The sequence below is a fragment of the Seongchinamella unica genome (assembly GCF_004354085.1).
Classification (GTDB): domain Bacteria; phylum Pseudomonadota; class Gammaproteobacteria; order Pseudomonadales; family Halieaceae; genus Halioglobus; species Halioglobus unicus.
In genome coordinates this window covers 346617-372446 of record NZ_SMSE01000001.1, presented here as the reverse complement: position 1 = coordinate 372446, position 25830 = coordinate 346617, and the positions used below count along the sequence as shown (strand labels likewise).

Genomic DNA, 25830 nt, shown 5'->3' with positions numbered 1-25830 from the left:
CCATGCGAATCCATCGTCTATTCTCTACGCAAAGGTTGATGCTGTTGGGCGGTCTGGCTGTTGCGATAGCACACAATGGAGTGCTGGCAGCAGCGCAACCCATAACCTCGAGCAAAAACGTCACCCAGGTTGATCGCTATTCAGAACTGACAGCTGGGCCGACGTTGGAGCAGCGTGATCTGCTTGCTGCGACTGTAGCCGTCTCCATACCCAATAACATCGCCAGCCTCGGTGGTGCGTTGCGTTGGATTCTGCGTGATTCGGGCTACCGCCTCGCCGCCGACTCCGCTATTCCTCCTGAGATACATTCGATGCTCAAACTGCCGTTACCCGCAGGCCATCGACGACTAGGGCCGATGCCGCTGAAAGAGGTGCTAGCACTTATGGTTGGCCCTGAGTTTCACATCGTTCAGGACCCGGTACATCGTCTGGTGTCATTTGAGCGTTGTAACACAGTACAGAATTCTTCACAGGCACAAGGAGAGCTGTAATGGACGTCTTTTTAGTCGCTCTCGTGCTGTTTGCTGTAATGGCTTTTGGAGCAGGAGATAGCAAGCGTGAGGATCAAGCAGATTCTTCCAATGTTTCATCGGAATCGAAAGTTTACCCAGTAACTCGCAAACACTCGGGTCAGTTCTGTGATCCATGGGGCGGTCACATTACCCAGCGTGATCTCACTATCCCACTCGACCAGAGGGTCATTGACGATGAACAGTAGCGCCAGAGGACGCGGCCGTGTTTTTCGGATTGTCGGGTGCGCTATCCTTACTGCCTTATCCACTCTCGCCGGAGCGGGAGAACAATCGAATTCACAAGTGTCTACACGACATACGACCGAAGCATCTGCAACACAGCAGTTGGACCATCAGACCTCCCGCGCTGCACGGTGGGGCTTGGATGATAACGAATGGCAGCGTTATGAAGTGCTGAAGCAGGGTATTCGCGGGAGTGTGAGTGCCGCAACCTTGTCCCCCATAGAAGTCCTCGGTATTCACTCGCGGAGTACCGAAGAGCGGCGGCGGTACGCCGAGCAATGGGCCATAATGATGCGTGAGGACGCCGAGCGTATTTTGGCATTTCAACGCGCGTACGATGAAGCCCAGCGACGTTTATATCCCAATGGTTTACTTATTGACGCCAGTATGCTGAATGCCCACAAGACAGATCTTGAGGCGTTAGAAAAATTGGCGTGGCAGCCCACCGACCGCGTGCTGTTTTTTACCGACACGCAATGTTCGACGTGCGATGCTGTACTTGAGCGTCTCGTCAGTCAGTTAGCGCAATTCTCCGGCATCGATGTGTACCTGATCAATGTGTCCCCCGGTGAGGAATCCCTGATACGCGAATGGGCAGCGTCGAAACAGATCAGTCCGCAATGGGTCAAAGAACACAAGGTTACGCTGAATGTCGACGCGGGTGCGCGCGACAGGGTCGCCGCGCACACTGGGCAGGACGGTCAAGCATTACCCGTGCTCGTGTTACGCAGGGGGGACCAGTTCACGCCTTTGCCTGCATGGCGATTCTGAAGGTCATCACGATGCATCGTCAATCCATTGTCGCGTGGATTATCGGCCTGATGTGTGGGTCCCTCGTCTTCGAGGCCCAGTCCATACCGGCCGGATATCAGCGAGTGGCGATTGAGTATGATTTGCCCCCGGCTTTGCTTTACGCGGTGGCATTGACTGAGAGCGGGCAGAGCGCACTCAGCGAAGGTCGGTTCCGTCCCTGGCCCTGGGCGCTCAATATTAATGGTGAAGGACACTATTTCACCTCAAGACAAGAAGCATTGCAGGTGCTGCAAGCGGCCTTGATACACACGAACAGTTCTGTCGATATCGGGTTAATGCAAATCAACTGGCGCTACCATCGCGCCGCACTGGGTTCAGCATGGCAAGCACTGGATCCCTACCATAATTTGCGCGTCGCGGCGGCGATTCTGCGAGATTGCCTTAGTGAGCATGCTAACTGGATGCAGACTGCTGGCTGCTACCACGCTCCCAACGATCGCACGAGAGCGCAGGCTTACGCCAGTCGCGTCCAACAATATTTGACGCAGCATGCCGACATTGAACCGGAGGGTCGGTTTGAATATCCCTAGTCGTCACTGTTTGCCCAAGTTTCTACTTGTTGTCTTCGTAGGTGCGTTCGCAAGTGTATCGGCAATCGCCGAGTTGACTATTATTTATGATACGGGTCACACGAAACCGATAGCGCCCCTACTGAAGCCCTTTGTGTCGGATCAAGTACTGCCGGACCACCCGGGCACTGCTGCGGATTCAGCTGACCAGAATGTGTTAACTGGCGCGACGCTCGGCAACTTACTACCGGTACGTTCTCCCGGCCTGCTGGTCGGCGATCTTGCAGGAAGGCAACTCGAACCTGGTGTCCAAGAGCGTCTGGCACAGGGCAATCCGCGTCCCTTTTTCTTGATCGGTTCCGACCGGGTATCGCTGGAGTGGCTGGCAACCCATCGAGACACCCTTATATCGCTTGGTGCGGTGGGGATGCTGGTGCAAGCCGACACCGAGCAAGATGTCCGGCATGTCGCCGAAATCTCACAGGGCCTTTCCATCACACTCGGATCTGGCAGCGATTTGGCCAGTGCCTTGGGTATTGATCGGTATCCGGTACTCATTACCCGCGACGGCATCACGCAATGAGCGCCCATCCTATGGAGGCGTTGCTTCGCCCGCCGGTCGAGTTATGGTCCTGCTTCACGGCGATCGCCGCAGGCTTACTGGCCTTGCTTGCACCGTGGGCCCTGATGATGCCGCCGGGTATTGCTGCCGCCAGCAGCCTGGCTTTTTGGGGGTTTGGTCTCTGGCGGGGCCATCAAGCCTGGCGTGTGTTGCGCTATCAGCGTCACATGAAACGCTTACCCGAGTATCGAATAGCGGCCGATCGGGTCCCTGTCAGTCAGCACAAACTATTTCTGGGCAAAGGCTTTCGCTGGACCCAGCAACACACGCAGCGGCTACGCGACACGCTGAAACCCGAGGTTCAGCGTTACGTTCAGCCGGGTGCGCTTTACCATTGGGCGCGGCAAAAGGAAGTCGCCTGGGAGTCGATACCGGGGCTGACCTTATTGGCGAGGCTCTTGCGCAGTCGATCCCGCTGGAACCTGTTGGCGCCGTTACCGCCAGTGGGCGGCAAGCCCGCTCTACACGCGGTTGAACCCCATGAGCAACCCGTGTGGATGGATCTGGGTGAACGGGTCGGACACACACTGGTGTTAGGCACCACCCGGGTCGGGAAGACACGATTAGCGGAACTGCTGATTACCCAGGACATCCACCGCGGGGATGTGGTGATTGTCTTCGACCCCAAAGGCGATGCAGATCTGTTGCGCCGCATCTATGCCGAAGCCAAGCGTGCCGATCGTCTGGACGATTTCTATTTGTTTCATTTGGGTTTTCCGGAGCTATCGGCGCGCTACAACGCTATAGGGAATTTCTCCCGTATTACCGAGGTCGCAACCCGTATTGCCAACCAGTTGCCCAACGAGGGTAACTCTGCCGCATTCAAAGAGTTCGCCTGGCGCTTCGTCAATATTATTGCCCGAGCGTTGGTGGCGCTGAAACGTCGACCGGACTATCAACAGATCCGCCGTTACATCAACGACATCGAACCGCTGTTTGTGGAGTATGCGGGCTACTGTGCGGCGATTGCAGGCATCGACGCCTGGGCGTCTCTGGTCGAAGAACGCGCAGCGGATATCAAGGAGCGCAATCTGCCCAATGCACTGCGCGGAAGGTCGATGGAAGCCATCGCCTGCATGCGGTTGTTGCAGGAGAGGGTCATCTACGACCCCGTCCTGGATGGCCTTATTTCCGCGTTCAAGTACGACAAGACTTATTTCGATAAGATCGTCAGCTCCGTCGGCCCGCTGATGGAAAAACTCACGACCGGCACCATCGCCGCCTTGATATCTCCGGACTATCAAGACGAGCAGGATGCACGACCCATCTTCGAATGGATGGATGTGGTGCGCCGCAAAGGGATTGTCTACGTGGGGCTTGATGCACTCACCGATACTACGGTGGCCAGTGCGGTGGGCAATTCCATGTTTGCAGATCTCGTGTCAGTGGCGGGCCATATTTACAAACACGGCGTGGCGTCCGAACAGGCTGGACACGCGCGGGGCGGCGATCTGGACGCGTCCGGACACGGCCCCGGACAGTCCTCCATGTCCACACTACCGACCATCTCCCTACATGCCGACGAGTTCAATGAGCTGATCGGTGATGAGTTCGTACCGTTGCTGAACAAAGCGGGCGGAGCTGGGTTTCAGGTAACGGCCTACACCCAGACCTGGTCGGATGTGGAGGCGCGGATTGGCAGCAAGGCCAAGGCAGGTCAGGTGGCCGGTAACTTCAATACGATGCTAATGCTGCGGGTGAAGGAGCTAGACACGGCAGACATGCTGACCGAACAGTTGCCCAGGGTCGAAGTGTTCAGTCTGATGAGTGTTTCCGGCGTCGATGATTCATCGGATCCCGGGTCTGGTGTCGACTTCAAGTCCCGTAACGAAGATCGGATCAGTGTCTCGGAAGTGCCCATGCTGACCGCTGCTGATATGGTCACGCTACCCAAAGGGCAGGCCTTCGCGCTATTGGAGGGCGGTCAGCTCTGGAAAATCCGTATTCCCTTGCCGGATAGCCGTGGGGATGCCGCCATACCGAGCGATTTTGAAGCGATGGCCGACGCGATGCGGCGCAGCTACATCACCAACGATCATTGGTATCGGGTGACCGATCACTGGTGGCACGCGGTGTCTGAGACCACATCGGATTCATCTGAACAGGTCGATTCACCTTAAGATGGCGGAACCAGCCGATCCCCGCCGGTCTGTCGCAAGCCCGGGCATGTTCTCCCGGATTCTCACCGGTATCGCCCAGTGCTTTAAATGGCTATTGCTCTCCCTGGTCTTCTCCGTTTTGATCGAGTGGATTGGCATGGTGTTCTGGTGGGAGGAACAGGGTCTAGCGCATAGCCGGCAGATGCTGGTGAATGAGTTGCAGTTCCTCGGCGCGGACTTTCATCGCAGTTGGTTGACCGAACATCCCATGCAGTTCGCCAGTGAATTGTCGGAGCGCTTCTACTACTTCGCCTTTGAGTGGACCGGGTTTGTCGATCTCCTCCAGTGGATTACGCAGGCTCCATCTATTGAAGAATCCGGCGTGCGCCCGGTGCTCCATCGGCTTTACCGACCGGTAGCTGACTTTGTTCTGGCAGGGATGCAAATCACCCAGGTCTTCGCGGTACGCCTGGCTATTCTTGCTCTGGCCACACCAGTATTTGGACTTTTCACGCTGGTGGCGCTGGTGGATGGACTGGTGCGGAGGGACCTGCGGCGTTGGGGCGGCGGCAGGGAAAGCTCTTTCGTCTACCACTACGCCAAGAAAGCCGCCATACCACTGATCATCATGGCTTGGGTGCTGTACCTGGCGCTACCGTTCAGCTTGCACCCGTCCTGGATCATCTTGCCGTTCGCTCTGGCCTTCGCCTTCGCTGTGACCATCACGGCTAGCACCTTCAAAAAGTATCTCTGACACAGTTGACTGTACTATTACAGTTTGATAGGCTGTATTTGAGCACTGTAAATATACAGTCTAAATGCTGTTCAGGAGGTAATCATGATCGCGCAAGCCGAACAACTGCTGCAACGTGGTTCCAGTGTCACCAGTTCCCTGCTGCCAGCGATTTTTCGTATTTTCAGCCAGTGGCGTCTGACTGGCGCCCAGCAGATGACCCTGTTGGGGCTCAGCAACGAGAAGACCCTCTACAACTGGAAGAGCCAGCCGGAGAAGGCCAAGCTGACGCGGGATCTGCTGGAACGGGCCAGTTATATCCTGGGTATCTACAAATCCCTGGAGATTCTGTTGCCTGACGAGGGTCTGGCCGATCAGTGGCTGGCAACCCCCAATGACAACCCACTGTTCAATGGTACGGCACCGCTGGATCGGTTGCTGGCCGGGCAGGTGGTGGACCTGGCCGTAGTCAGAAATTTCCTCGATTCGGAGCGGGGTGGCTGGTGATCGATATCGATACACTACCTAGTAGCGAGGCAGATGAACCGGTCTATCGGGTCATTCTGTCGCGCTATCCGCAGATCCACCTGTTTGAACGCGTCTCTAATCCGCAGGATTGGGACGTGCTCTATGCTGTCGAGTCCCTGACTAACCCCAGGTTGCGCGATGAAGTGGGAGATATTCGCTTGGTGCCGCCGGAAGACCGGGTGTACGGCGATGGCGCATCCTGGATCATGGCGGCGTTTACCCACCCACCGGTCGATGCTCGCGGCGGACGCTTCAACCGGGATTTCGGTATCTACTACTGCACCGCTGACGAGGATGTGGCCATCGCTGAGTCGTCTTTTCATAGCGCACGCTTTCTGCGGGAATCAAGAATCGAACAAACCACCCAGGAAATGCGCGTTATCCGCGCACAGCTTGGGCCGACAACCCTGCATGATGTGCGACACCTGATTGGTGACGCAATCTACGACCCCCATGAATACGCAGTAGGGCAACAGCTCGGGTACGCGTTGCGAGATGCAAAAAGCTTCGGCGTGCACTACCAAAGTGTAAGAGCGGAAGGTGATTGCTATGGGGTGATGCGTCCCAAGGCACTCTCGGATGCCATTCACTGGCGTTATCTGCGTTACCACTATGAACAGGGGTCAGTCGTGAATGTTGAATCCCTGGACGGCAGTGGCAGGAGGTGATGGCAATGTATAAAGAGTTACTGTGGGTCTTTACCCAACTACCAGACGATTACATCGTACTCGATACCGAAACCACCGGACTCCCTGACGAAAATGGCCTGCCGGACATCGTGACGCTTGGGATCACGGTGGTGAGGCAGAGAGAGATTGCTAAATCCGTAGAATTTGAAACGCGACCGCACAAACCCATCTCGGAAGAAGCGCAGTCAATACATGGCATTTCCAATGAGCAAGCAGCCAACTTTGAATCCTTTGAATCGCAGTGGAACCAGATCGCCGAGTACCTGAAAAATCAGCTGGCCATTATTCATAACTCGAGTTTCGATTGGCCCATCCTGCTTGATCATGTTGAGCGGTACGATCTGGAAATGCCAGGCATACAGGGGGTTTTTTGCAGCCAGAAAGCCGCGATTCCTTGGGCGGAGGCCATGGATCTCAAAAGTAGTTCAAGAGGTCCGTCTTTAGACACGTTGACAAAAGAACTTGGCGTTGAGGATCTCAGGGCACACAAGGATGGGGTTCATGGGGCGGCGAGTGATAGCAAACAGGCAGCGCGGGTTATAGAGGTGATGAGACGTAGTGGAAATATAGAATAGATTTAGACCTTGCTTCATGATACTTGGCAATAGATAAAAGTGCCCAGTTGCAACGATCGACTGAATCCGTAACTCAATGCGGGCATTAGGATTTTTTTCGCTTAATAAAAATCTGTAGAAAGTGGACTCAAGAACGGTTCAAAATCTTTGTACTGCGAGCTCTAAATAAGGAAATTATGTATGCGTTTGAAATCCGTTAAGCTGACCAATTTTAGAGGATATCAAGATACGACCATTATACCTATTGATGAAGCAATGACTGGTATTGTGGGACGAAATGACTTTGGAAAATCCACCATATTGGAGGCATTGGCTATATTCTTTGAAACGGATGGTGCTAAGGCGGACAAAAACGACATAAACTGCTTCCGATTAGAAGCAGGTGAAAGTCACTTTGAGATAACCTGCGTATTCGATGAGCTTCCTGATAGCCTCATTCTAGATGAAAATGTTGAGACCACATTAGCCGATGAGCTACTGCTTAATACAGAAGGTTGCATTGAAGTTGTAAAGATCTTCAAAGCAACCACATCCGGTAAGCCCGATAAAACCTGCATTCGATGCCAACATCCCGTCGATAACGATTTAAACAATATGCTTGGCCTAAAAATTGCGGAATTAAAAAAGCTTGGTCAAGATCGTGGTATTGAAGGTGCTGTTGTCGACAAACGCGTGGCATCTCACTGGCGCAAGGCCATTCGAGATGCCGCTCAACCACTAAATCTCACTGAAACACTATTGGACGTTGATAAGGGGTTGTCGACGGAGGGAAAATCAGTTTGGGCTAAAATTCAAGATCAATTGCCGATATTTGCGCTATTTAAAGCTGACCGCGAAAGTAGTGATGGCGACGCTGAAGCCAAAAATCCTCTCCAGCAGGCGGTGAAGGAGGCTCAAGCTACACTACAGGAGCAGATTTCTGCCCTCGAAATGCAGATTGAACAAAGCGTACTCGATGTCGCCAATCGAACACTGGGGAAGTTACGAGAGATGGCGCCAGAGCTGGCAAACGAATTAAGGCCCCGATTTAAAGATAAGCCCAAATGGACGTTTAGCTTTACATTGGATGGTGAGAACGGCATTCCTATTAACAAACGCGGCAGCGGAGTGCGTCGTTTAATTCTTTTGAATTTCTTTCGTGCGGAGGCTGAAAAAGCCATGGAGGGATCAAATCGAAAAGTAATCTACGCCATTGAAGAGCCTGAGACATCTCAGCACCCCAACTACCAGATTATGCTGATGAAGGCATTGCTTGATTTAGCCAATCAAGACAATCGACAGATCCTGGTGACTACGCATGTGCCTGCCTTGGCCGGATTGATTCCAATTGAAGGCGTTCGCTACGTCACTAAGAATTTCGATGGTTCTCCAATAATTAGAATGCCATGTGATACGGTGCTGAAAGAAGCTGCCGAAAGTCTTGGTGTACTGCCAGAAACCGGTATGGAGCGTGCCAAAGGTGTTGTACTGGTGGAGGGGAAGTCAGACGTAACCTTCTTGCGTCATACAACCACAACTCTGAGAGATGCTGGACATATTGCAGCCAGCTTGGAGGAAGCTGGGATAGTTCCTCTTCAAACAGGAGGTAGCGGAAATGTTAAGCACTGGGTGACCCTGAAGCTAGCTGACGATCTGGGGTTGCCGTGGTGCGTTTTTCTCGATTCAGATCTTGGCGGTAGTCCGGAGCAGGTTAAGTCTATTCAAAAACGTAAAGCTGAAGTAGAAGCACAAGGTAGGGCGTTCTATTCCACTCGTAAACGTGAGATCGAAAATTATCTCTGCAAAGACTTGATTAAGGATAAATCTGGAGCAGAGGTTACATTCACTAATACCTGTGACGCTAAAAAGATTATTGGAAATGCGGTGGGGATGAAGCCTGACGATGTAATTGATCGTTTTTGGCCATCTATGTGTGCCGCAAAAATTATTGAGCAATCAAAGTACGATGATAGCGGGGTTGAGAAATCGGAGCTGATTGAGCTGGCAGAGAAATTAATTGCTTTGGTTGAATAGTAGGTTTTAGAACATGCACCTGTAGTTATCAGTAAATACAGAAAGCGGAAAATTGCCGTAAATTATTGGAAGAAGCGTTAAAACCATGTCCCAACTAGAAAATCTTTCCCCTATTGATTTTGAAGATTTGTGCCGTGACATTGCACAGGTTGAAACTGGACAGCGATTTTCTGCATTTGGCCCCGGACCTGACGGTGGTATTGATGGTCGTCATTCTCTGGGTACAGGGACAGTTATACTGCAGTGTAAACATTATGAGGGGTCAACATTTTCAGCGCTAAAAAAAGCTGCTAGAAAGGAGATGGAAAATATTATAGAACTTGCGCCAAAACGCTACTTGTTTTTTACATCGCAGTCATTAACTCCAAAAAGAAGCGATGATCTTTCCCGTATTTTCGGAAATGTACTATTGCAATCAGATGACGTTTGGGGGCGTGAGGATATCGAAGCGGCTTTAAGGCGAAACCCAGAAATAGAGAAGTCAAATGTAAAGCTATGGATGTCTAGCGCTGCCGTCATTGAACGAATTTTGCAGTCCGGTCTTGAAGCCTTCACTCAATCAACCAAGTCCGAGATTTTGGAAGACCTCAAAGTTTATGCGCGCAATCCAAGTTTTGAAGAAGCGATAGACAAATTAGAAAAAGAAAAAATACTGATTGTTTCAGGTCCTCCAGGTGTAGGGAAAACAACGTTAGCGAAAATGGTTGCCTACAAGTACTTAAATGACGGATGGAGATTTTATGCAATAAGCTCGCTGGAGGATGGATTTACAAAAATTGAAGATGAAAGGCCAACAATATTTTTCTTTGATGATTTTCTTGGCCGAATTGAGCTTGATCGACAGTCTCTTCTTCAGCGTGATACCGCACTATCAACTTTTGTTAAACGCGTAAGGAGGTCTAAGAACGCAAGGTTTGTTCTTACCACAAGGGCGCACATTTTTGAGGAAGCGAGACGACTTTCCGATCACGTTGACGATCGACGACTTCAACTATCCAAATATTTACTGGATGTTGGTGCATACACGCGAAAACTAAAGTCGCATATCTTTTTTAATCATTTATTGGTATCAGGGCTTTCTCAGCAGCACTTTGTATCCATACTAAAAGGGGATTGGCTTGGAAAAATTGTAGACCATAAAAACTATAATCCCCGTGTTATCGCATCAGTTTCCAGTGACTGTCTCGATAATGTTGAGCCAGAAGAGTACCCCCAATATATCTACTCTTCCTTGCAGAACCCAAATCTTATTTGGAGTAAGCCGTTTAGAACTCTAAATATGAAGTGTCAGAATCTACTAGTCACTCTATTTTTTGGTAGTCAATATGGGCAGGGAATAGAAATTCTGAGAGGTAATTACTTAGGACTGCATCGAGCAGTATGCCTATTCTATTCGCAACCAATTGAACCGAATGACTTTGAAGAAGCTTTGCGGTCATTAGAGTCAGGTTTTATTTCGATTGTAGGTGGCACGGTTACGTTTGTTAACCCCTCTGTCAGAGACTTCCTTAGATCATATCTCACTAACCGAGAGTTTTTAAGTTTATTACCGAACGCTGCGAGCCGTTCCGACTGGGCAGAGAATTTATGGCAACATATAACAGATGTGTTTGGAACACGCGACGAAGAAAATCAGTTCTTTGCATTATGTTTTAAGGGTTTCGCCCGTGATATAAGTGCGACGCCAACATATAGTCGAGTGGAGAAAAATGGATCTGTATCCCTCCATCACGACGATCTTCCACTTTCAGAAAGGGCAGATTTGCTCTTCGGATGGTGGGAGTGCACTCATGATGACTATTTTCTTGAAAAAATGCTTAATCTCATTCAATCCAAATCTCTTGATTTGGTCTCTTGGCGGGATGGGCCGTTACTACCTGAATTGCATTGGAAAGCCTACAATTTCATCCATGACGATCATCGACTAAAATCCCAGCTATTGCTCGCCATAGAGGATAAAATCGTCAGTGTGTTTGACCAAGGCGTTCCTTCAGATGAGTTAGTATCAATTATCGAAAAAATCAATGAATTTTTACCTCATGGTGAATCTGCTCATGTCGACGAAGCTGTTGATAATGCAGTTTGCTATGAATTTACAGAAACGCGAGATGCTATCAGTGATTTGGATACAGAGAGTGAGCTTGCTGAGCATATTGATTTTTTGGCTTTACTAGCAAAAATTACGGGGCATAATTCTGATCACGCCAAATCTGTTGTTCAAGATCGCATACTTGAACTAGAAGAAGTAGAACCATCTGAACAGAGCGCTTCCATTTTTCCGAGGAGAAATCACACAGAGGAAAAATTTACTGACGATGATTTGAAAAGCCTTTTTTCTAATCTCATAAAATTGTAACGACAAGAAAGACATGTCCTCTATTTTGGCACTGAGTAGAGTTTGCAACAACAGCTAGAAAAACCACCCCACCCACCGAATAGATTTCCCATCGTCCACGGCCTCTGATTCTCGCACTATGCCCCGTAACAAAACACGGGAGCAGCAGTGCCATGAAACGCCAATTCTGGCCATCAACATTTCTGATTCTAGGCTTGTGCGTCGCGCCGGCGGCGTTCGCTGATGCAGACGCTGAGCGTGAGGCGCTGGCGAAAATCATCCATGAACTCAATGCCCTCGAGCCGCTAATCAGTCAGGCGGAGGCTAATGCTGAACAAGACTCCCGTATCCGATTCCGTTATGACTGGCTGCGTCAGGACCTAAAGCAGATCCGGGACGGCATTCAGTCACACATTGATTCTCCCCGCGCCCAGCCTCGCTCATTTCCGCCATTGCGCGGCGATTACCGTCGATAGGTCTCGTCATGAACGCCGCACAACAAACAGCTTTTCAAGCCGGTTCCGGTATTACCCCAGCCACCATGTTGACGGCAATCGCGTCGATGGTTTTGGTGTTGGCGTTTGTTTGGGTGATTTGGGTGGCTTTAGGCGCATTTCGGGCCTGGCAGGACGGGCATGCCACGGTCTTTGATCTGACCTGGAGTACTCTGCGGGCAAGCATTGTTTTGATGGTGTTGGGTTTCTATTTGCGGTGAGTCAATCGAGAAAGTCCCGCAGGGGCAAGCGGCGGAGCATCGCAGTGGGATGCGGGGATAGTCCCCATTTTTATCAACGTTATAGAAGAGGACAGTTGTTATGGGTACATCAAGTACAGAAATCAGTTTCAGCAAAAAAACTGCTGCCATCCGCAGAGCGTTATTGGCAGCGGCAGCGGTGGCTGTTCCACTGCCGCTCTGGGCGGCATTGCCGACGCCGGTCGCGCCGAGTACCGGTCCGCCAGCAGGTGACTGGATTGGCCTGATTCAGGGCTATATCAAAGATGGTGGCCTGGTGCTTGGGTTGGCTATTGCGGTTTTGGGATTTCTCTGGATCGCGTATTTGGGCTTTGCAAAATTCAATGAAGCTCGCCAGGGCAAGGCTGAATGGGCCGAAGTGGGTGTGCTCGGGATTGTCGGTGCGATTGTGCTGATATTCGCCAGTTATCTGCTCACTGAAGCGGCAGGCGTCATCTAATGCCTGACGTCAACAATTGACTGCGATAGGAGACGTGAGTGTCCAACGACCATGAAATTCTGGCGGATCGGCTCAATGCTGAGCCCGCCATCTTTAAAGGCTGCTCATCCTCTGAGCTAGGCATGATTGTGGGGGTGGCCATTGTAATATGGCTGCCCCTCAGTCTATTGCTGGCCTGGTTGCTGGGCGCAATCACTATGGGTTTTGGGATCGCCGGTGTCGGCGTGGTGGCCACAGTCGTGGTCATGGCGACGCTGTTCCAGCGTATCAAACGTGGGCGGCCAGAAGGTTATTACCAGCAATGGTTACGTATCCGCCTGCAGACCATGGGGCTGTATCGTGTCCCCTGGGTGCTACGGAGTGGGTCCTGGGATATCGGGAGAACGCAGCATGCGCCGCTACCGTCTCGAAATCGATAACGTACGTTCGCATTTGCGCTCCCTGTGGGCCGTCATCGGCCTACAAGGACTGATCATTCTCGCGCTCTGGATTGGCTGGAGTCAGGCCCCCAAACAGCTGCGCGTCTATGTGCCACCTGATTTGCGCTCTGGCGCAGTGCTGGCCGCGGAGGAAGTGCCTCCAGCGAATGTCTATGCGTTCGCGTTCTACATTTTTCAGCAACTCAATCGCTGGCCCGAGAACGGCGCGACTGATTATGGCAGTGCAATTTTTCGGATATCACCTTATCTGACGCCTCGCTACCGCAATGATCTGATTGAGGATATGGAGCTAAAAGCCAGACGCGGTGAGCTGGCTTACCGGGTAAGGGGTGTGCATGAAGTACCGGGGCATGGCTACGAAGAACGCCGAGTTGACGTGTTGTCCTCCGACACATGGATCGTATGGCTGGATCTGGATTTGATGGAGTCGGTGAAAGGCATGACCGTTAAGCAGACCACTATTCGATATCCGATTCGCGTGGTGAGGCAAGCAATCGATCCTGAAACTAATCCCTGGGGCATGGCTCTTGATGGGTACGGAACTGAAGGCCCGCGTCGATTAACCGATGCCGAACTGGCTGAGCCCGGTGCAACGGGTACCAGAACTGAAGAGGAATCCTCTAGATGAAAGCACCGAATTGTTACTCTCCAGCCCAATGGGTTGCTCTTCTAGGGTTATGTTTTTTCGTGGTGTGCTTTGCGCAAGCCGATGACGCGGCCTCGAATGGTCCTGAAAGAGTTGTCTGGAACAAATCACCCATTGTCATCCCGTTGGTCGTGGGCGAAGAGCGTCTTGTTCATTTCCCTGATTCGGTGAGTATCGGCTTGCCGCAGACGCTGACGCCATTGCTACGTACTCAAAGCATCAACGGCACCGTATACCTACTGGCCAGACAGTCTTTTGAGCCTAGCCGTGTCATGGTGCGATCGGAAACCGATGGTCCGATGTACGTCCTCGATATTTCAGCAGCGCCTGACGAGGCAGAGGGGCGCTCACTGCCTGATGTGCAGATACTGCTGGAAACACCGCAAAATACAGGTGCAGCTGAGTCGAAGTATGGCACTCGATCACGTTCATGGGGCTATGCTGCGTTAACCCGATATGCGGCTCAACAACTCTATGCGCCAACGCGACTGATTCCCCGTCAGTCGGGTGTGGCTGCCATGCCGGTAAATGGCAAACCGGTCGATCTGGTGTATGGCGCCAAGGTTGAGGCCGTGCCAGTCGCCGCCTGGAAGGTAGGTCTGCAGTACGTCACCGCCGTAAAACTGACCAATCGTACTCAAACAGCGGTGGTGCTGGATCCGCGGGAACTGCGCGGGTCATGGCTGGCCGCCACGTTTCAACATAATCGCCTGTTACCCGCCGGCAATGAGGCCGATACGACAGCCGTCTATCTGGTCTCTGACCGGCCCTTCGATGTGGCACTTTGAGAGAGGATAGGAATCAACCATGTCGATGGTCACCAGTAATCGTTTGTTACCTATTCTTGCCGGCTCCGTTGTGTTGGCGGCAGTGCTAGTTGGGCTGAAGTCCTGCTCCCCGAAAGAAGGGCAACCTCAGCTGTTGGAGGCCGTACCGCGGGCGCCGAAACCGGATGCCGATACACCCGCAGACACCATCAAGACACTGACGGCGAATGTCAGCGCCATGACCTCGGAACTCAATGCCCTGCGTCGGGATAACACCGCCCTCAAACTGGAGAATCGCGGCCTTGTCGACGATAGAAAACAGATCGAAAACAACGTGCTGTCGAAAGTGCAGACAGCTTTGGAGACAAAGCGGTTGGACACAGCCGCCACCGAAACCACGTCAGCCATCGCCGCGCTGACGGCAAGGGTGGATTCGCTGACCAACCGGCTTGGAACCTCATCGTCACATCCGTTGTCCACGGTTTCCGATATTCCGATCGGACTCGGTCTGGATGGGATCGGAACATCGGCGGTGGAATCGGAATCGCTGGTGTGGGTCAATCCCCTGGAGTTCACGCCAGCACCTGAGGGTGATAAGGAGACGTTGATCAACCGGTTCACTCGCACCAGCCGCAATGCGTTAGACACTACCCGGCCGGAGGTGCAATCGCTTGTGTCGAAAGGGTCCGATGCCCTCAATACGGCGCTCCCCGTCTACACAGTGCCTCGCAACGCCACACTGATTGGATCCACCGGTATGACCGCATTGGTGGGCAGGGTGCCTATCCAGGGGCAGGTCCGCGACCCCATGCCGTTCAAGGTGATTACCGGCAAGGAAAACCTGGCCGCCAATGGTCTGCGTATTCCAGGTGTTGAAGGCATGATCTGGAGCGGCACGGCGATCGGTGATTGGACGCTCTCCTGTGTGACCGGGAAACTGGAATCGGTGACCTTTGTTTTTGAGGACGGCACCATCCAGACGCTATCCAGTGACGACAATCAGTTGGGTGGTTCCAGTGGAAACAGCGATAGACCCCTGGGTTGGATTTCCGATGCGCGCGGTATTCCCTGTATTACGGGAGAGCGCAAGACCAACGCACCGGCGTTTCTGGCCCAGCGCATTGGCGTGATGGCGCTCGAAGCTGCCGGTGAAGCGGCGGCGCAGTCTGAAACCACAACCCTGATCAGCGATTCGGGTACGGCCACCAGCGTGGTCTCAGGTGAGACGGGTAAATACGTATTGGGCAAAACAGTAGGCGGGGGCAGCGACGAAGTCGCTCAGTGGTTGCGGGAGCGTCAGGCTCAGAGCTTCGATGCGGTGTTTGTGCCCGCGGGCATCGAGCTGGCGATCCATGTCGATCATGAACTCCCCATTGATTTCCATTCCAACGGCAGGAAACTCCATCATGAAACGAATCTTTTCGAACACGCAACGATTACCACTGGTTCTGGTCTGGACTAGTGTGTTGATGGCCGGCTGTGCTAGCACCAAGGAGTCGGTGTTACCGCAGGACGGCCCCACCATGAAGTCCATTTACGATCAGCACATGGTTGATGTTCAGAAGTCTGACCATCGTCGAACAATCGCTGGTCAGCCGTTACCGCAATCCGGTATTGACCACTATCAGGGCTTCGTTAGAGAGGCCGCCAATGAAATCGATACGGTATTTCCCCGGCTGCCGAACCCCACACTGGTGATGTATATCTTTCCTCACCTATCGGGCAGTGGACGCACGCCGGTACCGGGCTATGTGACCACATTCCCGTTTTACGAAAAGGCGGAGTACGCGTTACCGGGGGAAGTGCCCGGTGAGGTGCCGGCAGCGGCCGTACCTTCGTCCGACAAGCAGTAGGGCATTCATGACGAACTCAAAATTCCTCGATCCTTCGGACGCTCCGCCCTTAACTTCCGAATCGGTAGAAAAGCAGTACCATCGTCCGTCGTCGTTTACCGACCTGTTGCCCTGGATGGAATATTTGCCTGAGATCAAAGCCTTCTTGTTGGAGGATGGCGTTAGTCTGGGGGCCCTATTCGAGGTTCAGCCGGTCGGGTGCGAAGCCCGCACGCCAGCGTTTATGACACAGCTGCGCGATGCGATTCAAACCGCAATCAACGAGGCCATCCCCGAGCGCGATGACGCCCCCTGGGTATTGCAGATATATGTGCAGGATGAGCCCAAGCTCACGCAGTTTGATACGTTACTGGCCAGATATCCGTCTTTGAAGGTTCGTGCCTCGGAGTATTCACAACACTACCAGTCGGTGATGACGAAACACTTGCAGGCAATTTCTCGACCAGGAGGCTTGTTTGACGATACCACGGTCACCGGTTCGCGTTGGCAGGGGCAGCAACGTAGGATCCGTGTAGTGTTATACCGTCGCTTGAAGAGCAATGGCAATACTCCAGCAGCTATCGAGGTGGAAGAGGCGCTCAATGATGTGGCAACCAAATGGATCACCTCATTGGCCGCCGCCGGGATCACGGCCCAACGCGCTAACGGTCAGGCGTTTTATCAATGGTTGCTGAGCTGGTTCAATCCCAACCCACCGTTAGCAGAGGGGAATTCAGAAGCACTTCTACAGTTGGCGCCATACCCAGGTGATGACAACTTGCCATTCGGTTATGACTTTGCGGAACAGTTGGCCCTGTCGATGCCCCGTTCGGACCAGGCAACGGCGAGCTGGATTTTCGATAGTATGCCTCATACTGTCGTGAGTATTCAAAGCTTGCGGCGGGCACCGGACATTGGGCATTTCACGGCAGAGCGCCAGGCTGGGGATCAGGAATTTTCGCTGTTCGATCGTCTGCCTGAACACACCATCATGGCGATCACACTCACGCTCAAGGCTCAGGACACCACCCGCAATCATATTGCCCAGATCAAGCGCGCATCAGTGGGCGATTCCGCTGAGGCGTCGATTACTCGGGAAGATGCCGAGCAAGTGGAGCGGGAGATGGCCCAGGGCAACAAGCTGTATCCGGTGAGCATGGCCTTCTATGTGCGGGGAAATAATCAGAAGGCGCTGCGCGGTAATCTGAATCGACTTCACGCACTGCTCTTACCCAACGGCCTGCAGCCCATTACCCAGGAAGCGGACTTACTGTCACTCGACAGCTATATCCGCAACCTGCCCATGGCCTATGACGCCGACCTGGACAAATCCCGACGCCGCTCACGTCTGGTGTTTTCTCGCCACATTGCCAATCTACTTCCGTTCTACGGTCGTTCGCGTGGGACTGGCCATCCGGGCCTGGTTTTCTACAACCGAGGCGCCGAACCGCTGGTCTTCGACCCGCTGCACCAAGATGACCGCAAGAAGAATGCCCACATGCTGATACTGGGGCCCACCGGGGCAGGGAAATCGGCGTTGTTGGTGTATCTGCTGCAACAGATGATGGCCCGGCATCGACCACGCATTTTCATCATCGAGGCCGGGGCTTCGTTTTCGCTGTTGGGACAACATTTTGCCCACCACGGTCTGTCGGTTAACCAGATCACGTTAAACCCCAATGTCGATGTCAGCCTACCGCCCTTTGCCGCCGCGTTGCGGTTGCTTGATCGGGGACATGCGTTTAATCCGCTCGATGTCGATGAAAGTACCTTGGAGGCGATATTAGGTAATGACGATGAGGTCGAAGAAGAGGGGGGAGGTCGCGATATTCTCGGTGAAATGGAGATCGCCGCACGCATCATGATCACCGGCGGCGAGGATCGCGAAGATGCACGGTTGACTCGTGCGGATCGACTATTGATTCGCAACGCCATATTCCTGGCCGCAAGAACCGTGAAAGAGACAGACAGAAGCCAAGTGATTACTCAGGATGTGGTCAATGCCTTTCAAACCATCGCTACCAACACGGAGTTGCCCGAGCATCGACGCAATCGCGCTCTCGAAATGGGTGACGGCATGGCATTGTTCTGCTCGGGCCTGGCAGGCCACTTCTTCAACCGGCCGGGGCAGTCCTGGCCAGAGGCTGATGTCACTATCCTGGAAATGGGTATGTTGGCCAGAGAGGGCTATGAAGATCAGCTTACCGTGGCCTACCTGTCCATGATGGGCCACATCAACGACCTGGTGGAACGCCACCAGCATGATGATCGGCCCACTCTGGTAGTCACTGACGAAGGCCATATCATTACCACCAATCCCTTACTGGCCCGTTACGTGGTCAAGATTACCAAAATGTGGCGCAAGCTCGGTGCCTGGTTCTGGATCGCGACCCAGAATCTGGAGGACTTTCCCGACGCCAGTCGCAAGATGCTCAATATGATGGAGTGGTGGTTATGTCTGGTAATGCCGAAAGAGGAGGTGGAGCAGATCGCCCGGTTTAAGGATCTCAATGATGAGCAACGAAACCTGCTGCTGTCCGCCCGCAAGGAGCCCGGCAAGTACGTGGAAGGGGTGGTTCTGGCCGACAAGGTCGAAGCGCTGTTCCGCAACGTACCGCCTGCCTTGTCACTTGCCCTGGCGATGACCGAAAAGCATGAGAAGGCTGAGCGCGCAGCCATTATGCGTGAGAAGAACTGCTCCGAGCTGGAGGCGGTTTACGAGATTGCCAAGCGTATCGAACAGTCTCGTGCGTAGCAGGTTTACTGGTATCAAGCGTGTTTCATGACCCCACGGCAGGCCGGATAGGTTGCGCATCCCCAAAATTGATTGCCCGCTTTTTTTCCCTTTCTGGCCGTTCTTAGTATCATCGTACCGCCACACTTTGGGCACGGTTTTTGGCTTTGGGACGTTGTTGACGCAGTGATTGGCGGCACGATTGAGGGGGCAGCTGGCGGTGAGGGAGCCTTCTTCTGGCGCAAATGGTTGACGTGCTGTCGGTTGGTGGTAAACCCCCGCTGTAATCTCAGCTGTTCGATTTCTGCCGTTACGGTCTCCACGTCGGCCTGGCTGAGGATCACATCGTGCCGCGCTTTGATATACCGGATATACCCACCGGCATAAACCACATTGTCGGGTAACTCCGTCTTGAACGTCGAATCACCGACAAACACCACCAGCGAGTGAATTGCGGAAGCGGGAATATCCAGCAAAGCTTCCAGCGTTTTGACGTGCTTATAGTTCTGGTCCAGTGGATTCTGAAATTTATGGGTGTGTTTGTAGATTTTCTGGGTCCAGGTCTTCTGGTTGGCCGAACCGAATATCCAGCCCTTCATATTTTTGGTTTCAATTACGAACACGCCGTAGCGCGACACAATGATGTGGTCGATCTGTGTGGTGCCATCATCGGTTTGTAATGTCACATCCTTGATCAGGTGGTATTCGTCCTTTGCAAGAAACAGCCGTGCGGCCGTATTGACCAGAAACTCACCGGTAATGCCTTTGAACCAGGGTGACTTGAGAATACCTGCCAGGATAGCGAGAGGTATGAGGTACCACAGCGCGTTGTAGACCTGTTGGATGATGGGGCTGAAATCCATTCCCGTATCTTTTCCGTTACGAATGTCCCGCCATTATAGGAATGTTGCCTCTGGTCGGCCAGAAACATCGACGCTTCATGTCTGGATTTTCCGTTTATCCCCCACCGTCAATCCTTCAGCATGAATGCTCTGTCAAAGGTATGTGGATCCGGATGGCCGCCAGTGAATATTGCAAGAGCTCATCTCATTCTTTCGATCGGTCTAACAGGGGTGCTCTGTGAGCCGGTTTTGGCTGACGAACCCTCAACTGCGATCGAGGTATTTACCGATTCAATGAACCCGGTCGCGAATAATGCGGACGGTATAACGGTGTACTACATAGACCGTATTGATCGACTTCAGAAGGAACTCTCCAAAGACTTGCCAGCGAATCCCGAAGTTGCAAAGCAGACAGCCCTCCATCGCTTTCAGCGTATGGAAAATAAACTCAGCCATGAACTGGAAAACGCCGCTAACGGTTTGGTGCAGACGATGCAGTACGGCATTGATCGCTACCCGGCCATTGTCTTCGATGGCAAAACGGTGGTTTACGGCATCACCGATGTTCGAGCGGCAACCCAGCGGTATCAGCAGTGGCAGGCCGGGGAGGCTCGACCATGATGCGCGCTATCCGCCGTTGTGGATTCATCCTGCTGATGTGGTTGCCCCTCATGAGCCATGCTGGAACCATCTCCACCACGAAAATCGTCTCTCAGACCACGAGTGCCGCGCTCAGTTGTATGCGCTGGATGCCGGTGGGGATGTGCTTTTGGCTGCGCTGTTCCATTTACGAATGCAATGTCGAGACCTCAATCAAAGTTGGCCATTACCAGCCGGATGCAGTGGTGAGCAGTTACAATGAACTCGGTAGCAATCCCTGGACAGAGATTCGCAGCATTCTTGGCGCCGCCCAAAGCTCCGCTGCGACAGGACTGCTCGGCAGCTTGCTGGCCGTGCCCATCGAGAGCGCCGGGAATCGAACGGAAGGTGGGCAGGGCAACAGGGATCACCGCAATCTGATCTTTCGGGAGACCGATGTCATCGGCCACCCTTTGGGCTCGCTGTCGGGTGTCCTGGCGGGTAGCGGCTATTTGTGTGAATCGGAAACCACCTCTTTTTATCCCTATTTCATGTCGAGCCTGGACGCGCTCTCCTGGCGTATGGAAATCCCGGAGATGTTCTATCCAGCGAGCCTGATATCCGGCATGCGGGAAATAGGCGCTTGGCCTCTGCAGACCTGGGGTGGTGTCTACCCCAGAACAGGCTGGACCACACAGGCAGAGGAGCCCAAGGCCGCGGCAATCAATGCGCAGCGAGCCGGAGATATCGTGACCCGGAACGGTCAGCCGCACATTTACGATCAGATCGAACCGTCTTTCAGCTCCGACCAGCGGATTTGGTCGCCGGGCCCATTGGTTGAAGACGATCCCGCCACCGGTGAGTGGCAGATGTTGCTTCCCAAAGCAGAATCGAGCTGCGCCGTATTCGGCACCAACGACCTCGCTAGTGCCAATGGTTGGGGCGGAGGTAGAGTTGATGCCGAGGGTGATTACGTGTGGAACCTCTGGCGGCCCTACCAATGTTGCGAGAGGGAAGGGCAGTTTTTTCTAATCGACATTAACTGGATCGATTACCCCCCATGAAGACCCACAATCAATGCATGTCGCTACTCTTCGGTTGGTCACTCCTATGGACCATTAACGGTTTTGCCGCGCAAGCGCCCACTGAGGATGGCTTGTGGTACTACGAAATCGGCGGAGCAGAGCCCGTCTCGGTACCGGCCAATCCCTCAGTCGTATCAGTGACTCTGGGTGGATCCGCTCAATTGGGCTTGGGCTATAGCTGCGGCAAGTTCGATCCGGTGGCGGCGGTGACCAATACCCTGAATGACATTGGCGCAGGTGTCGACAATATGATGAACGCCATGACAGCAGCCGCGACCAGCGCTATTGCTGCCTTGCCGGCATTGATACTGCAACGAGCCAATCCTGGTTTGTATGACCTGTTCCAAAACGCCCTGCTCAAAGCTGAAGAGACTATGCAATTGGCCACCAAATCCTGTGAGCAGATGGAAGCGGAAATCGCTCAGGGCAAGAACCCCTATGCTGACTTGATTACCTTATCCAAAGGCAATGACTGGAAAGTGCAGATGGGGGTCGGTGGAAATGATGCCGTCACAGCAAAAACCACGGTGGAGTCGTCCAATGGCAACAACGGAGTGCCCTGGATTGGCGGCCAGGCCGGTGGCCGCGGGCAACCGGTGCTGGAATTCACCGGGGATATCGTCGAGGCCGGCTACAACATCAATATGAATCGGCCTGTTACAGATCCGAGCCCGGTGCCGGCAGCGTCATCGACACGGTTATCCGAGGTCTGGCCATCACCGGCTGATGCGCGCGATTGGACGGTCGAAGTGGTGGGCGAGAATATCGTTACCACATGCGACACTTGCCGCAAGGACAGCATTCCTGGCACGGGGCTGTTACCCAAGCTCTACCAAGAGTCCGCTGCCGTCACCACCGACATCCAGAATCTGGTCAGTGGCGCAACACCGCTAACGCTTGCCAACCTCGATAAGATCACCGCACCCGGTGTGGCCATTACCCGGCAAGTGATCGAGGCGATTCGTGAAATGCCAGCCTCGGAGCAGAGCCTGATCATGGGCCGCCTGGTGTCTGAAATCAGTACCGCGCGCACAGTAGAGAAGGCGCTATTTGCCCGGAGGCTACTGCTGTCAGGACGACAGGTGCCCGAGGTCTATGCGACCGAAGTGGCCCGAGAGCATGCCGACAATTCCATTGTCGAGCTCGACAAAGAAATCGAGAACCTGCTATTTGAAACCCGTGTACGCAAAGAAGTCGTCTCCGATACCGTTTCCACCTTACTTGAACGAGCGGCTGCCAGGCGGCAAAGCTCTCTTACGGTGCCTGAAGTGCCCGCTATTGATCCCAACCCGTTGCGAGGTGGGCGTGTTCAGTAAACATCTCGAAAGGCGAAAAAGTTTTCTGGTATTGACTACGTTGGCCGCACTGCTGACCGGGGTGGTCGGCTATCTACTCATGCACCAACTACAGACTCAATCCGTACAATCCGTCCAGCATAGTATCAATGCATGGCGGATGGCGCTCGCACTGCTTCGTTGGACGCTGATCGCCTTTGTTGCACTCGGTTGGAATCATCTGATCACGAGGTTGGCGAGTGCAGGCATTATCACTCATAGCAAGGTCACGTCGCTAGCGGCGTTGCGCTGGCGAACCGTCACCTTGCTAGTGCTAGTGGAGCTGGTATTAGGGCAGGGTGTGCTGGTTAATGCCCTGAGCCTGATGTCCGGAACACTACCATGAGTGTCGATAGCTACCTGGAGCTCTTTACGTCGCTATTTGGCTGGACCTTTTACGGTATTCTGTGGGATGTGCTGGTCAGTACCGGCATCGTCTTTTTGCCGTTTCTGGGCATCCTGATCGATAACTGGCGCGAGCCTGCTCAAGGCGGTGAAGTGGGTCATGCCAGTGGCCTCTCACTGCGGCGCATGGAGATCGAGCTGTTTATCTCGTTGCTAGTAGTTGTGCTGGCGGGGCAACCCGCTGCGCTGACCCCGCTCAACGCCGGTACTTTGTCCTATTCGCCACCGCCAACCCTGTTGGACCCAGCGCCGGCCACAGCAACCGTGGCTGCCCCTCAGAGCACCTACGGCACAACGGGCTTTATCGGTACCGCGGCAACCGTCAATGTTCCCGTCTGGTGGTACGGGGTGATTGCACTCAGCTCGGGTTTAAACCACGCCATTGTCGAAGGCCTGCCTACGGTGGCGGATATGCGGACTTTCGAGCAGCAGGCACGCCTGGCGACCATTGCCGATCCGCGCCTCAAGCAGGAAGTGAGCGATTTTTTCAGCCAGTGTTATATCCCGGCGCGTTCCAAATATCAGGCAGAACGACCGGACACAGCGGCGATCAATAGCAGTCTCGCAACGTATGGAGCCGATGACCCTGACTGGGTTGGGTCACACGTCTATCGAGATGCCGCGGGTTACTACGACACCCTTCGCCCCTCTAACCAGGTCACAGGCTGGGCGTACAACGCGGCCAGAGATACGGAATATGATGCCGCCACACCACCAGCCTGGGGCAAGCCTTACTGCAAGCAATGGTGGGAGGACGCCGCCATTGGTGTGCGGCAGAAGCTGATCAATGAAGCCGATGCCACATCCGCCGGGTTTTCCGGGCTGGTCGTCGCCATTGCACCTGCGCTAGCCAGCGAACAACAAAACGACGCCGTCGCCAAAACCGTACTCAACAATGCGCCACCCTCCTGGTCAAATAATGAACTAATTGCCAACAACGCTTCCGGCTCAGGGCTTGTCAACGCGGCTGGTTCCATTGTCAAAGGCGGGCTTGCCGCCGGTGGCATGATTACAGCATCCGCCCTGTTTTCCGTGACCATGACCGCGGTACTTCAGTCTCTGCCCATGGTGCAGGCCATCATGCTGCTGGGTATCTACTCACTACTGCCGCTGGTGGTCGTGTTGTCCCGATATTCCATCGCCATGATGGTTGTAGGTGGCATGGCCATCTTCACCATTAAGTTCTGGAGTGTACTTTGGTATTTAGCCATGTGGGTGGATCAGAACCTGATTTTGTCTATGTACCCGGACGTCAATGTCTTCTTGCAGATCTTCGCCAACCCCGGCGAACACGATGCCAAGCGCATGCTGCTGAATATGATTACCACCAGTCTTTATCTGGGGTTGCCGCTACTTTGGAGTGGAATGATGGCGTGGGCGGGGGTGAAAGTTGGGCGTTCACTAGATAATTCTGCCAACCCATTTATGAAACCGGCTAACGATACTGGTCAGAAGGGGGGAGCACTAGGAAAAATAGCGGCCAGTAAGGGCACTAAACGGTAGGATACTACTCGTCGTCGTACCAACCATAGGGATCGGTGCCGTCATCACGTTTACCTGTTCGATAGTTGAGCGACCCGCTAGTAAATTCTGCAGAATTTTCGTCACTTGAACTGTCTGAAAAAACCGAGACTAAGAATGCGCCCATGCTAATAAAGATCGATCCAACGTTCTGAAGCATGGCCAGAACTGGCGGTGTGTTTTTGGTGCTTTGGCTGTCCATTTGTTTCGACGCTCTTTTCGATCTTCATAGATATAGCATAGTCCGAGAGACGTCCAATTTCCTGCGCGCTGAGCGTCTAGGTTTTTGTGGTTCTCAATAACTGGCTGAATTCGGGCTGATCGTTTATCAATTCGACCATTTCTGAGTCGGTTGAGGAAGATACTCTCAACAAGGCATCTGGGTCGGCCACTAGGGCTTTAGCCAGCGACTTTAACAGCCGTTTTTCGTAGCCGTAGATTTAGAGTGACCTTGAGATTCCGTTGCACTTCTAGAAAACTACCTATCACCAAAATACTAGGCTAGTGTTTAGTGTTATGCAACACTACAGTGGTTTATTGATTAGGGTACCCGGCTCGTGCTGGTATTAGCCAGGGACAATAGCGACTCCCGCTGGCTGATGTCGCGTAAGTGCGCGGTGACGGGCGGAATCTGTTGAACACCATCCAATATTGACCCACGGGTCAATATTGGATGGTAAACAACACTCAGTAGCTTTGCAGCGGAGGTGAGCAAGTTAAAAAGCAGGTAAATGGCGTCCTTTATGCTTTCCGAGAGTAGTACCACGCGGAGAAAGCGGCA

28 protein-coding genes are annotated in these 25830 nt (G+C 53.3%); 26 read left to right on the top strand and 2 right to left on the bottom strand.

Features of this window, described 5'->3' with window-relative positions; translation table 11 throughout:
* The first annotated feature begins 38 nt into the window (after nt 1–38).
* The 21 genes from pilL2 (at nt 39) to E2F43_RS01590 (ending at nt 19304) form a co-directional block, all read left to right on the top strand.
* A complete protein-coding gene (gene pilL2, locus E2F43_RS01690) occupies nt 39–491 on the top strand; it encodes a PFGI-1 class ICE element type IV pilus protein PilL2 (protein ID WP_133209142.1) in 453 nt (150 codons plus the stop codon).
* Nucleotides 491–718: a hypothetical protein gene (locus E2F43_RS01685; RefSeq protein ID WP_133209141.1), complete on the top strand. Its 228-nt coding sequence runs from the start codon at nt 491–493 to the stop codon at nt 716–718. The genes pilL2 and E2F43_RS01685 overlap by 1 nt, the downstream gene beginning before the upstream one ends.
* Entirely contained in the window at nt 708–1526 is an 819-nt protein-coding gene (locus tag E2F43_RS01680) for a TIGR03759 family integrating conjugative element protein (RefSeq protein WP_133209140.1), read from the top strand. The genes E2F43_RS01685 and E2F43_RS01680 overlap by 11 nt, the downstream gene beginning before the upstream one ends.
* Nucleotides 1514–2098 carry a lytic transglycosylase domain-containing protein gene (locus E2F43_RS01675; RefSeq protein WP_238946696.1) on the top strand — a complete coding sequence of 195 codons (585 nt, stop codon included), beginning with the start codon at nt 1514–1516 and terminating at the stop codon, nt 2096–2098. Before E2F43_RS01680 ends, E2F43_RS01675 begins: the two co-directional genes overlap by 13 nt.
* Nucleotides 2085–2660 carry an integrating conjugative element protein gene (locus tag E2F43_RS01670; RefSeq protein WP_238946695.1) on the top strand — a complete coding sequence of 192 codons (576 nt, stop codon included), beginning with the start codon at nt 2085–2087 and terminating at the stop codon, nt 2658–2660. Before E2F43_RS01675 ends, E2F43_RS01670 begins: the two co-directional genes overlap by 14 nt.
* Nucleotides 2657–4819 (top strand): type IV conjugative transfer system coupling protein TraD, encoded by a 2163-nt coding sequence (gene traD / locus E2F43_RS01665; protein ID WP_238946694.1) that lies wholly within the window; start codon nt 2657–2659, stop codon nt 4817–4819. The genes E2F43_RS01670 and traD overlap by 4 nt, the downstream gene beginning before the upstream one ends.
* Before the next feature lie 46 nt (nt 4820–4865).
* Nucleotides 4866–5552, top strand: coding sequence for a TIGR03747 family integrating conjugative element membrane protein (locus E2F43_RS01660; protein WP_238946693.1), 687 nt, complete (start codon nt 4866–4868; stop codon nt 5550–5552).
* Between the two features lie 84 nt (nt 5553–5636).
* Nucleotides 5637–6038, top strand: coding sequence for an MbcA/ParS/Xre antitoxin family protein (locus E2F43_RS01655; RefSeq protein ID WP_133209138.1), 402 nt, complete (start codon nt 5637–5639; stop codon nt 6036–6038).
* The gene (locus E2F43_RS01650; protein ID WP_133209137.1) at nt 6035–6727 is read left to right on the top strand and encodes an RES family NAD+ phosphorylase; all 693 of its coding nucleotides are present in this window, start codon (nt 6035–6037) and stop codon (nt 6725–6727) included. Before E2F43_RS01655 ends, E2F43_RS01650 begins: the two co-directional genes overlap by 4 nt.
* 5 nt (nt 6728–6732) lie before the next feature.
* Nucleotides 6733–7323 (top strand): 3'-5' exonuclease, encoded by a 591-nt coding sequence (locus E2F43_RS01645; RefSeq protein WP_133209136.1) that lies wholly within the window; start codon nt 6733–6735, stop codon nt 7321–7323.
* 180 nt (nt 7324–7503) lie between these two features.
* On the top strand, nt 7504–9336 hold the full coding sequence (locus E2F43_RS01640) for an AAA family ATPase (protein WP_133209135.1): 1833 nt from the start codon (nt 7504–7506) through the stop codon (nt 9334–9336).
* 85 nt (nt 9337–9421) lie between these two features.
* The gene (locus E2F43_RS01635) at nt 9422–11692 is read left to right on the top strand and encodes an ATP-binding protein (RefSeq protein WP_133209134.1); all 2271 of its coding nucleotides are present in this window, start codon (nt 9422–9424) and stop codon (nt 11690–11692) included.
* 152 nt (nt 11693–11844) lie between these two features.
* Nucleotides 11845–12147 carry an integrative conjugative element protein, RAQPRD family gene (locus E2F43_RS01630; RefSeq protein ID WP_133209133.1) on the top strand — a complete coding sequence of 101 codons (303 nt, stop codon included), beginning with the start codon at nt 11845–11847 and terminating at the stop codon, nt 12145–12147.
* An 8-nt stretch (nt 12148–12155) separates the two neighbouring features.
* The gene (locus tag E2F43_RS01625; protein WP_133209132.1) at nt 12156–12386 is read left to right on the top strand and encodes a TIGR03758 family integrating conjugative element protein; all 231 of its coding nucleotides are present in this window, start codon (nt 12156–12158) and stop codon (nt 12384–12386) included.
* Nucleotides 12387–12486: 100 nt separating this feature from the next.
* Nucleotides 12487–12864, top strand: a complete 378-nt coding sequence (locus E2F43_RS01620) for a TIGR03745 family integrating conjugative element membrane protein (protein ID WP_133209131.1) — start codon at nt 12487–12489, stop codon at nt 12862–12864.
* A 38-nt stretch (nt 12865–12902) separates the two neighbouring features.
* Nucleotides 12903–13283 carry a TIGR03750 family conjugal transfer protein gene (locus E2F43_RS01615; protein WP_133209130.1) on the top strand — a complete coding sequence of 127 codons (381 nt, stop codon included), beginning with the start codon at nt 12903–12905 and terminating at the stop codon, nt 13281–13283.
* Entirely contained in the window at nt 13255–13932 is a 678-nt protein-coding gene (locus tag E2F43_RS01610; protein ID WP_133209129.1) for a PFL_4703 family integrating conjugative element protein, read from the top strand. Before E2F43_RS01615 ends, E2F43_RS01610 begins: the two co-directional genes overlap by 29 nt.
* A complete protein-coding gene (locus E2F43_RS01605) occupies nt 13929–14738 on the top strand; it encodes a TIGR03749 family integrating conjugative element protein (RefSeq protein WP_133209128.1) in 810 nt (269 codons plus the stop codon). Before E2F43_RS01610 ends, E2F43_RS01605 begins: the two co-directional genes overlap by 4 nt.
* Nucleotides 14739–14757: 19 nt before the next feature.
* A complete protein-coding gene (locus tag E2F43_RS01600; RefSeq protein WP_133209127.1) occupies nt 14758–16179 on the top strand; it encodes a TIGR03752 family integrating conjugative element protein in 1422 nt (473 codons plus the stop codon).
* 7 nt (nt 16180–16186) lie between these two features.
* A complete protein-coding gene (locus E2F43_RS01595) occupies nt 16187–16570 on the top strand; it encodes a TIGR03751 family conjugal transfer lipoprotein (RefSeq protein WP_238946692.1) in 384 nt (127 codons plus the stop codon).
* A 7-nt stretch (nt 16571–16577) separates the two neighbouring features.
* Complete coding sequence (locus E2F43_RS01590) at nt 16578–19304, top strand: conjugative transfer ATPase (protein ID WP_133209125.1); 2727 nt, start codon at nt 16578–16580, stop codon at nt 19302–19304.
* 14 nt (nt 19305–19318) lie between these two features.
* On the opposite strand, the gene E2F43_RS01585 is transcribed toward E2F43_RS01590, so the two are convergent.
* Nucleotides 19319–20146, bottom strand: a complete 828-nt coding sequence (locus tag E2F43_RS01585; RefSeq protein WP_133209124.1) for a nuclease-related domain-containing protein — start codon at nt 20144–20146, stop codon at nt 19319–19321.
* Nucleotides 20147–20308: 162 nt separating this feature from the next.
* Between E2F43_RS01585 and E2F43_RS01580 the strand changes: the two genes are divergently transcribed.
* The 5 genes from E2F43_RS01580 to E2F43_RS01560 are packed head-to-tail and all read left to right on the top strand — an operon-like array spanning nt 20309 to nt 25031.
* Entirely contained in the window at nt 20309–20746 is a 438-nt protein-coding gene (locus tag E2F43_RS01580) for a TIGR03757 family integrating conjugative element protein (RefSeq protein WP_238946691.1), read from the top strand.
* Nucleotides 20743–21768: a TIGR03756 family integrating conjugative element protein gene (locus E2F43_RS01575; protein ID WP_133209122.1), complete on the top strand. Its 1026-nt coding sequence runs from the start codon at nt 20743–20745 to the stop codon at nt 21766–21768. Before E2F43_RS01580 ends, E2F43_RS01575 begins: the two co-directional genes overlap by 4 nt.
* Nucleotides 21765–23105 carry an integrating conjugative element protein gene (locus tag E2F43_RS01570; RefSeq protein ID WP_238946690.1) on the top strand — a complete coding sequence of 447 codons (1341 nt, stop codon included), beginning with the start codon at nt 21765–21767 and terminating at the stop codon, nt 23103–23105. Before E2F43_RS01575 ends, E2F43_RS01570 begins: the two co-directional genes overlap by 4 nt.
* Nucleotides 23095–23469 (top strand): hypothetical protein, encoded by a 375-nt coding sequence (locus E2F43_RS01565; protein ID WP_238946689.1) that lies wholly within the window; start codon nt 23095–23097, stop codon nt 23467–23469. Before E2F43_RS01570 ends, E2F43_RS01565 begins: the two co-directional genes overlap by 11 nt.
* Entirely contained in the window at nt 23466–25031 is a 1566-nt protein-coding gene (locus tag E2F43_RS01560; protein WP_133209121.1) for a conjugal transfer protein TraG N-terminal domain-containing protein, read from the top strand. The genes E2F43_RS01565 and E2F43_RS01560 overlap by 4 nt, the downstream gene beginning before the upstream one ends.
* Nucleotides 25032–25035: 4 nt before the next feature.
* Here E2F43_RS01560 and E2F43_RS01555 read toward each other — a convergent pair whose 3' ends face one another.
* Nucleotides 25036–25251 carry a hypothetical protein gene (locus E2F43_RS01555; protein ID WP_133209120.1) on the bottom strand — a complete coding sequence of 72 codons (216 nt, stop codon included), beginning with the start codon at nt 25249–25251 and terminating at the stop codon, nt 25036–25038.
* Nucleotides 25252–25830 lie beyond the last annotated feature (579 nt).

Coding starts and splice junctions, on each gene's coding strand:
- E2F43_RS01680 (WP_133209140.1), top strand. CDS start 708: ATGAACAGTAGCGCCAGAGGACGCGGCCGTGTTTTTCGGATTGTCGGG.
- E2F43_RS01630 (WP_133209133.1), top strand. CDS start 11,845: ATGAAACGCCAATTCTGGCCATCAACATTTCTGATTCTAGGCTTGTGC.
- E2F43_RS01645 (WP_133209136.1), top strand. CDS start 6,733: ATGTATAAAGAGTTACTGTGGGTCTTTACCCAACTACCAGACGATTAC.
- E2F43_RS01555 (WP_133209120.1), bottom strand. CDS start 25,251: ATGGACAGCCAAAGCACCAAAAACACACCGCCAGTTCTGGCCATGCTT.
- E2F43_RS01620 (WP_133209131.1), top strand. CDS start 12,487: ATGGGTACATCAAGTACAGAAATCAGTTTCAGCAAAAAAACTGCTGCC.
- E2F43_RS01675 (WP_238946696.1), top strand. CDS start 1,514: ATGGCGATTCTGAAGGTCATCACGATGCATCGTCAATCCATTGTCGCG.
- pilL2 (WP_133209142.1), top strand. CDS start 39: ATGCTGTTGGGCGGTCTGGCTGTTGCGATAGCACACAATGGAGTGCTG.
- E2F43_RS01585 (WP_133209124.1), bottom strand. CDS start 20,146: ATGGATTTCAGCCCCATCATCCAACAGGTCTACAACGCGCTGTGGTAC.
- E2F43_RS01625 (WP_133209132.1), top strand. CDS start 12,156: ATGAACGCCGCACAACAAACAGCTTTTCAAGCCGGTTCCGGTATTACC.
- E2F43_RS01655 (WP_133209138.1), top strand. CDS start 5,637: ATGATCGCGCAAGCCGAACAACTGCTGCAACGTGGTTCCAGTGTCACC.
- E2F43_RS01590 (WP_133209125.1), top strand. CDS start 16,578: ATGACGAACTCAAAATTCCTCGATCCTTCGGACGCTCCGCCCTTAACT.
- E2F43_RS01660 (WP_238946693.1), top strand. CDS start 4,866: ATGTTCTCCCGGATTCTCACCGGTATCGCCCAGTGCTTTAAATGGCTA.
- E2F43_RS01600 (WP_133209127.1), top strand. CDS start 14,758: ATGTCGATGGTCACCAGTAATCGTTTGTTACCTATTCTTGCCGGCTCC.
- E2F43_RS01610 (WP_133209129.1), top strand. CDS start 13,255: ATGCGCCGCTACCGTCTCGAAATCGATAACGTACGTTCGCATTTGCGC.
- E2F43_RS01595 (WP_238946692.1), top strand. CDS start 16,187: ATGGCCGGCTGTGCTAGCACCAAGGAGTCGGTGTTACCGCAGGACGGC.
- E2F43_RS01635 (WP_133209134.1), top strand. CDS start 9,422: ATGTCCCAACTAGAAAATCTTTCCCCTATTGATTTTGAAGATTTGTGC.
- E2F43_RS01575 (WP_133209122.1), top strand. CDS start 20,743: ATGATGCGCGCTATCCGCCGTTGTGGATTCATCCTGCTGATGTGGTTG.
- E2F43_RS01685 (WP_133209141.1), top strand. CDS start 491: ATGGACGTCTTTTTAGTCGCTCTCGTGCTGTTTGCTGTAATGGCTTTT.
- E2F43_RS01570 (WP_238946690.1), top strand. CDS start 21,765: ATGAAGACCCACAATCAATGCATGTCGCTACTCTTCGGTTGGTCACTC.
- E2F43_RS01640 (WP_133209135.1), top strand. CDS start 7,504: ATGCGTTTGAAATCCGTTAAGCTGACCAATTTTAGAGGATATCAAGAT.
- E2F43_RS01560 (WP_133209121.1), top strand. CDS start 23,466: ATGAGTGTCGATAGCTACCTGGAGCTCTTTACGTCGCTATTTGGCTGG.
- traD (WP_238946694.1), top strand. CDS start 2,657: ATGAGCGCCCATCCTATGGAGGCGTTGCTTCGCCCGCCGGTCGAGTTA.
- E2F43_RS01605 (WP_133209128.1), top strand. CDS start 13,929: ATGAAAGCACCGAATTGTTACTCTCCAGCCCAATGGGTTGCTCTTCTA.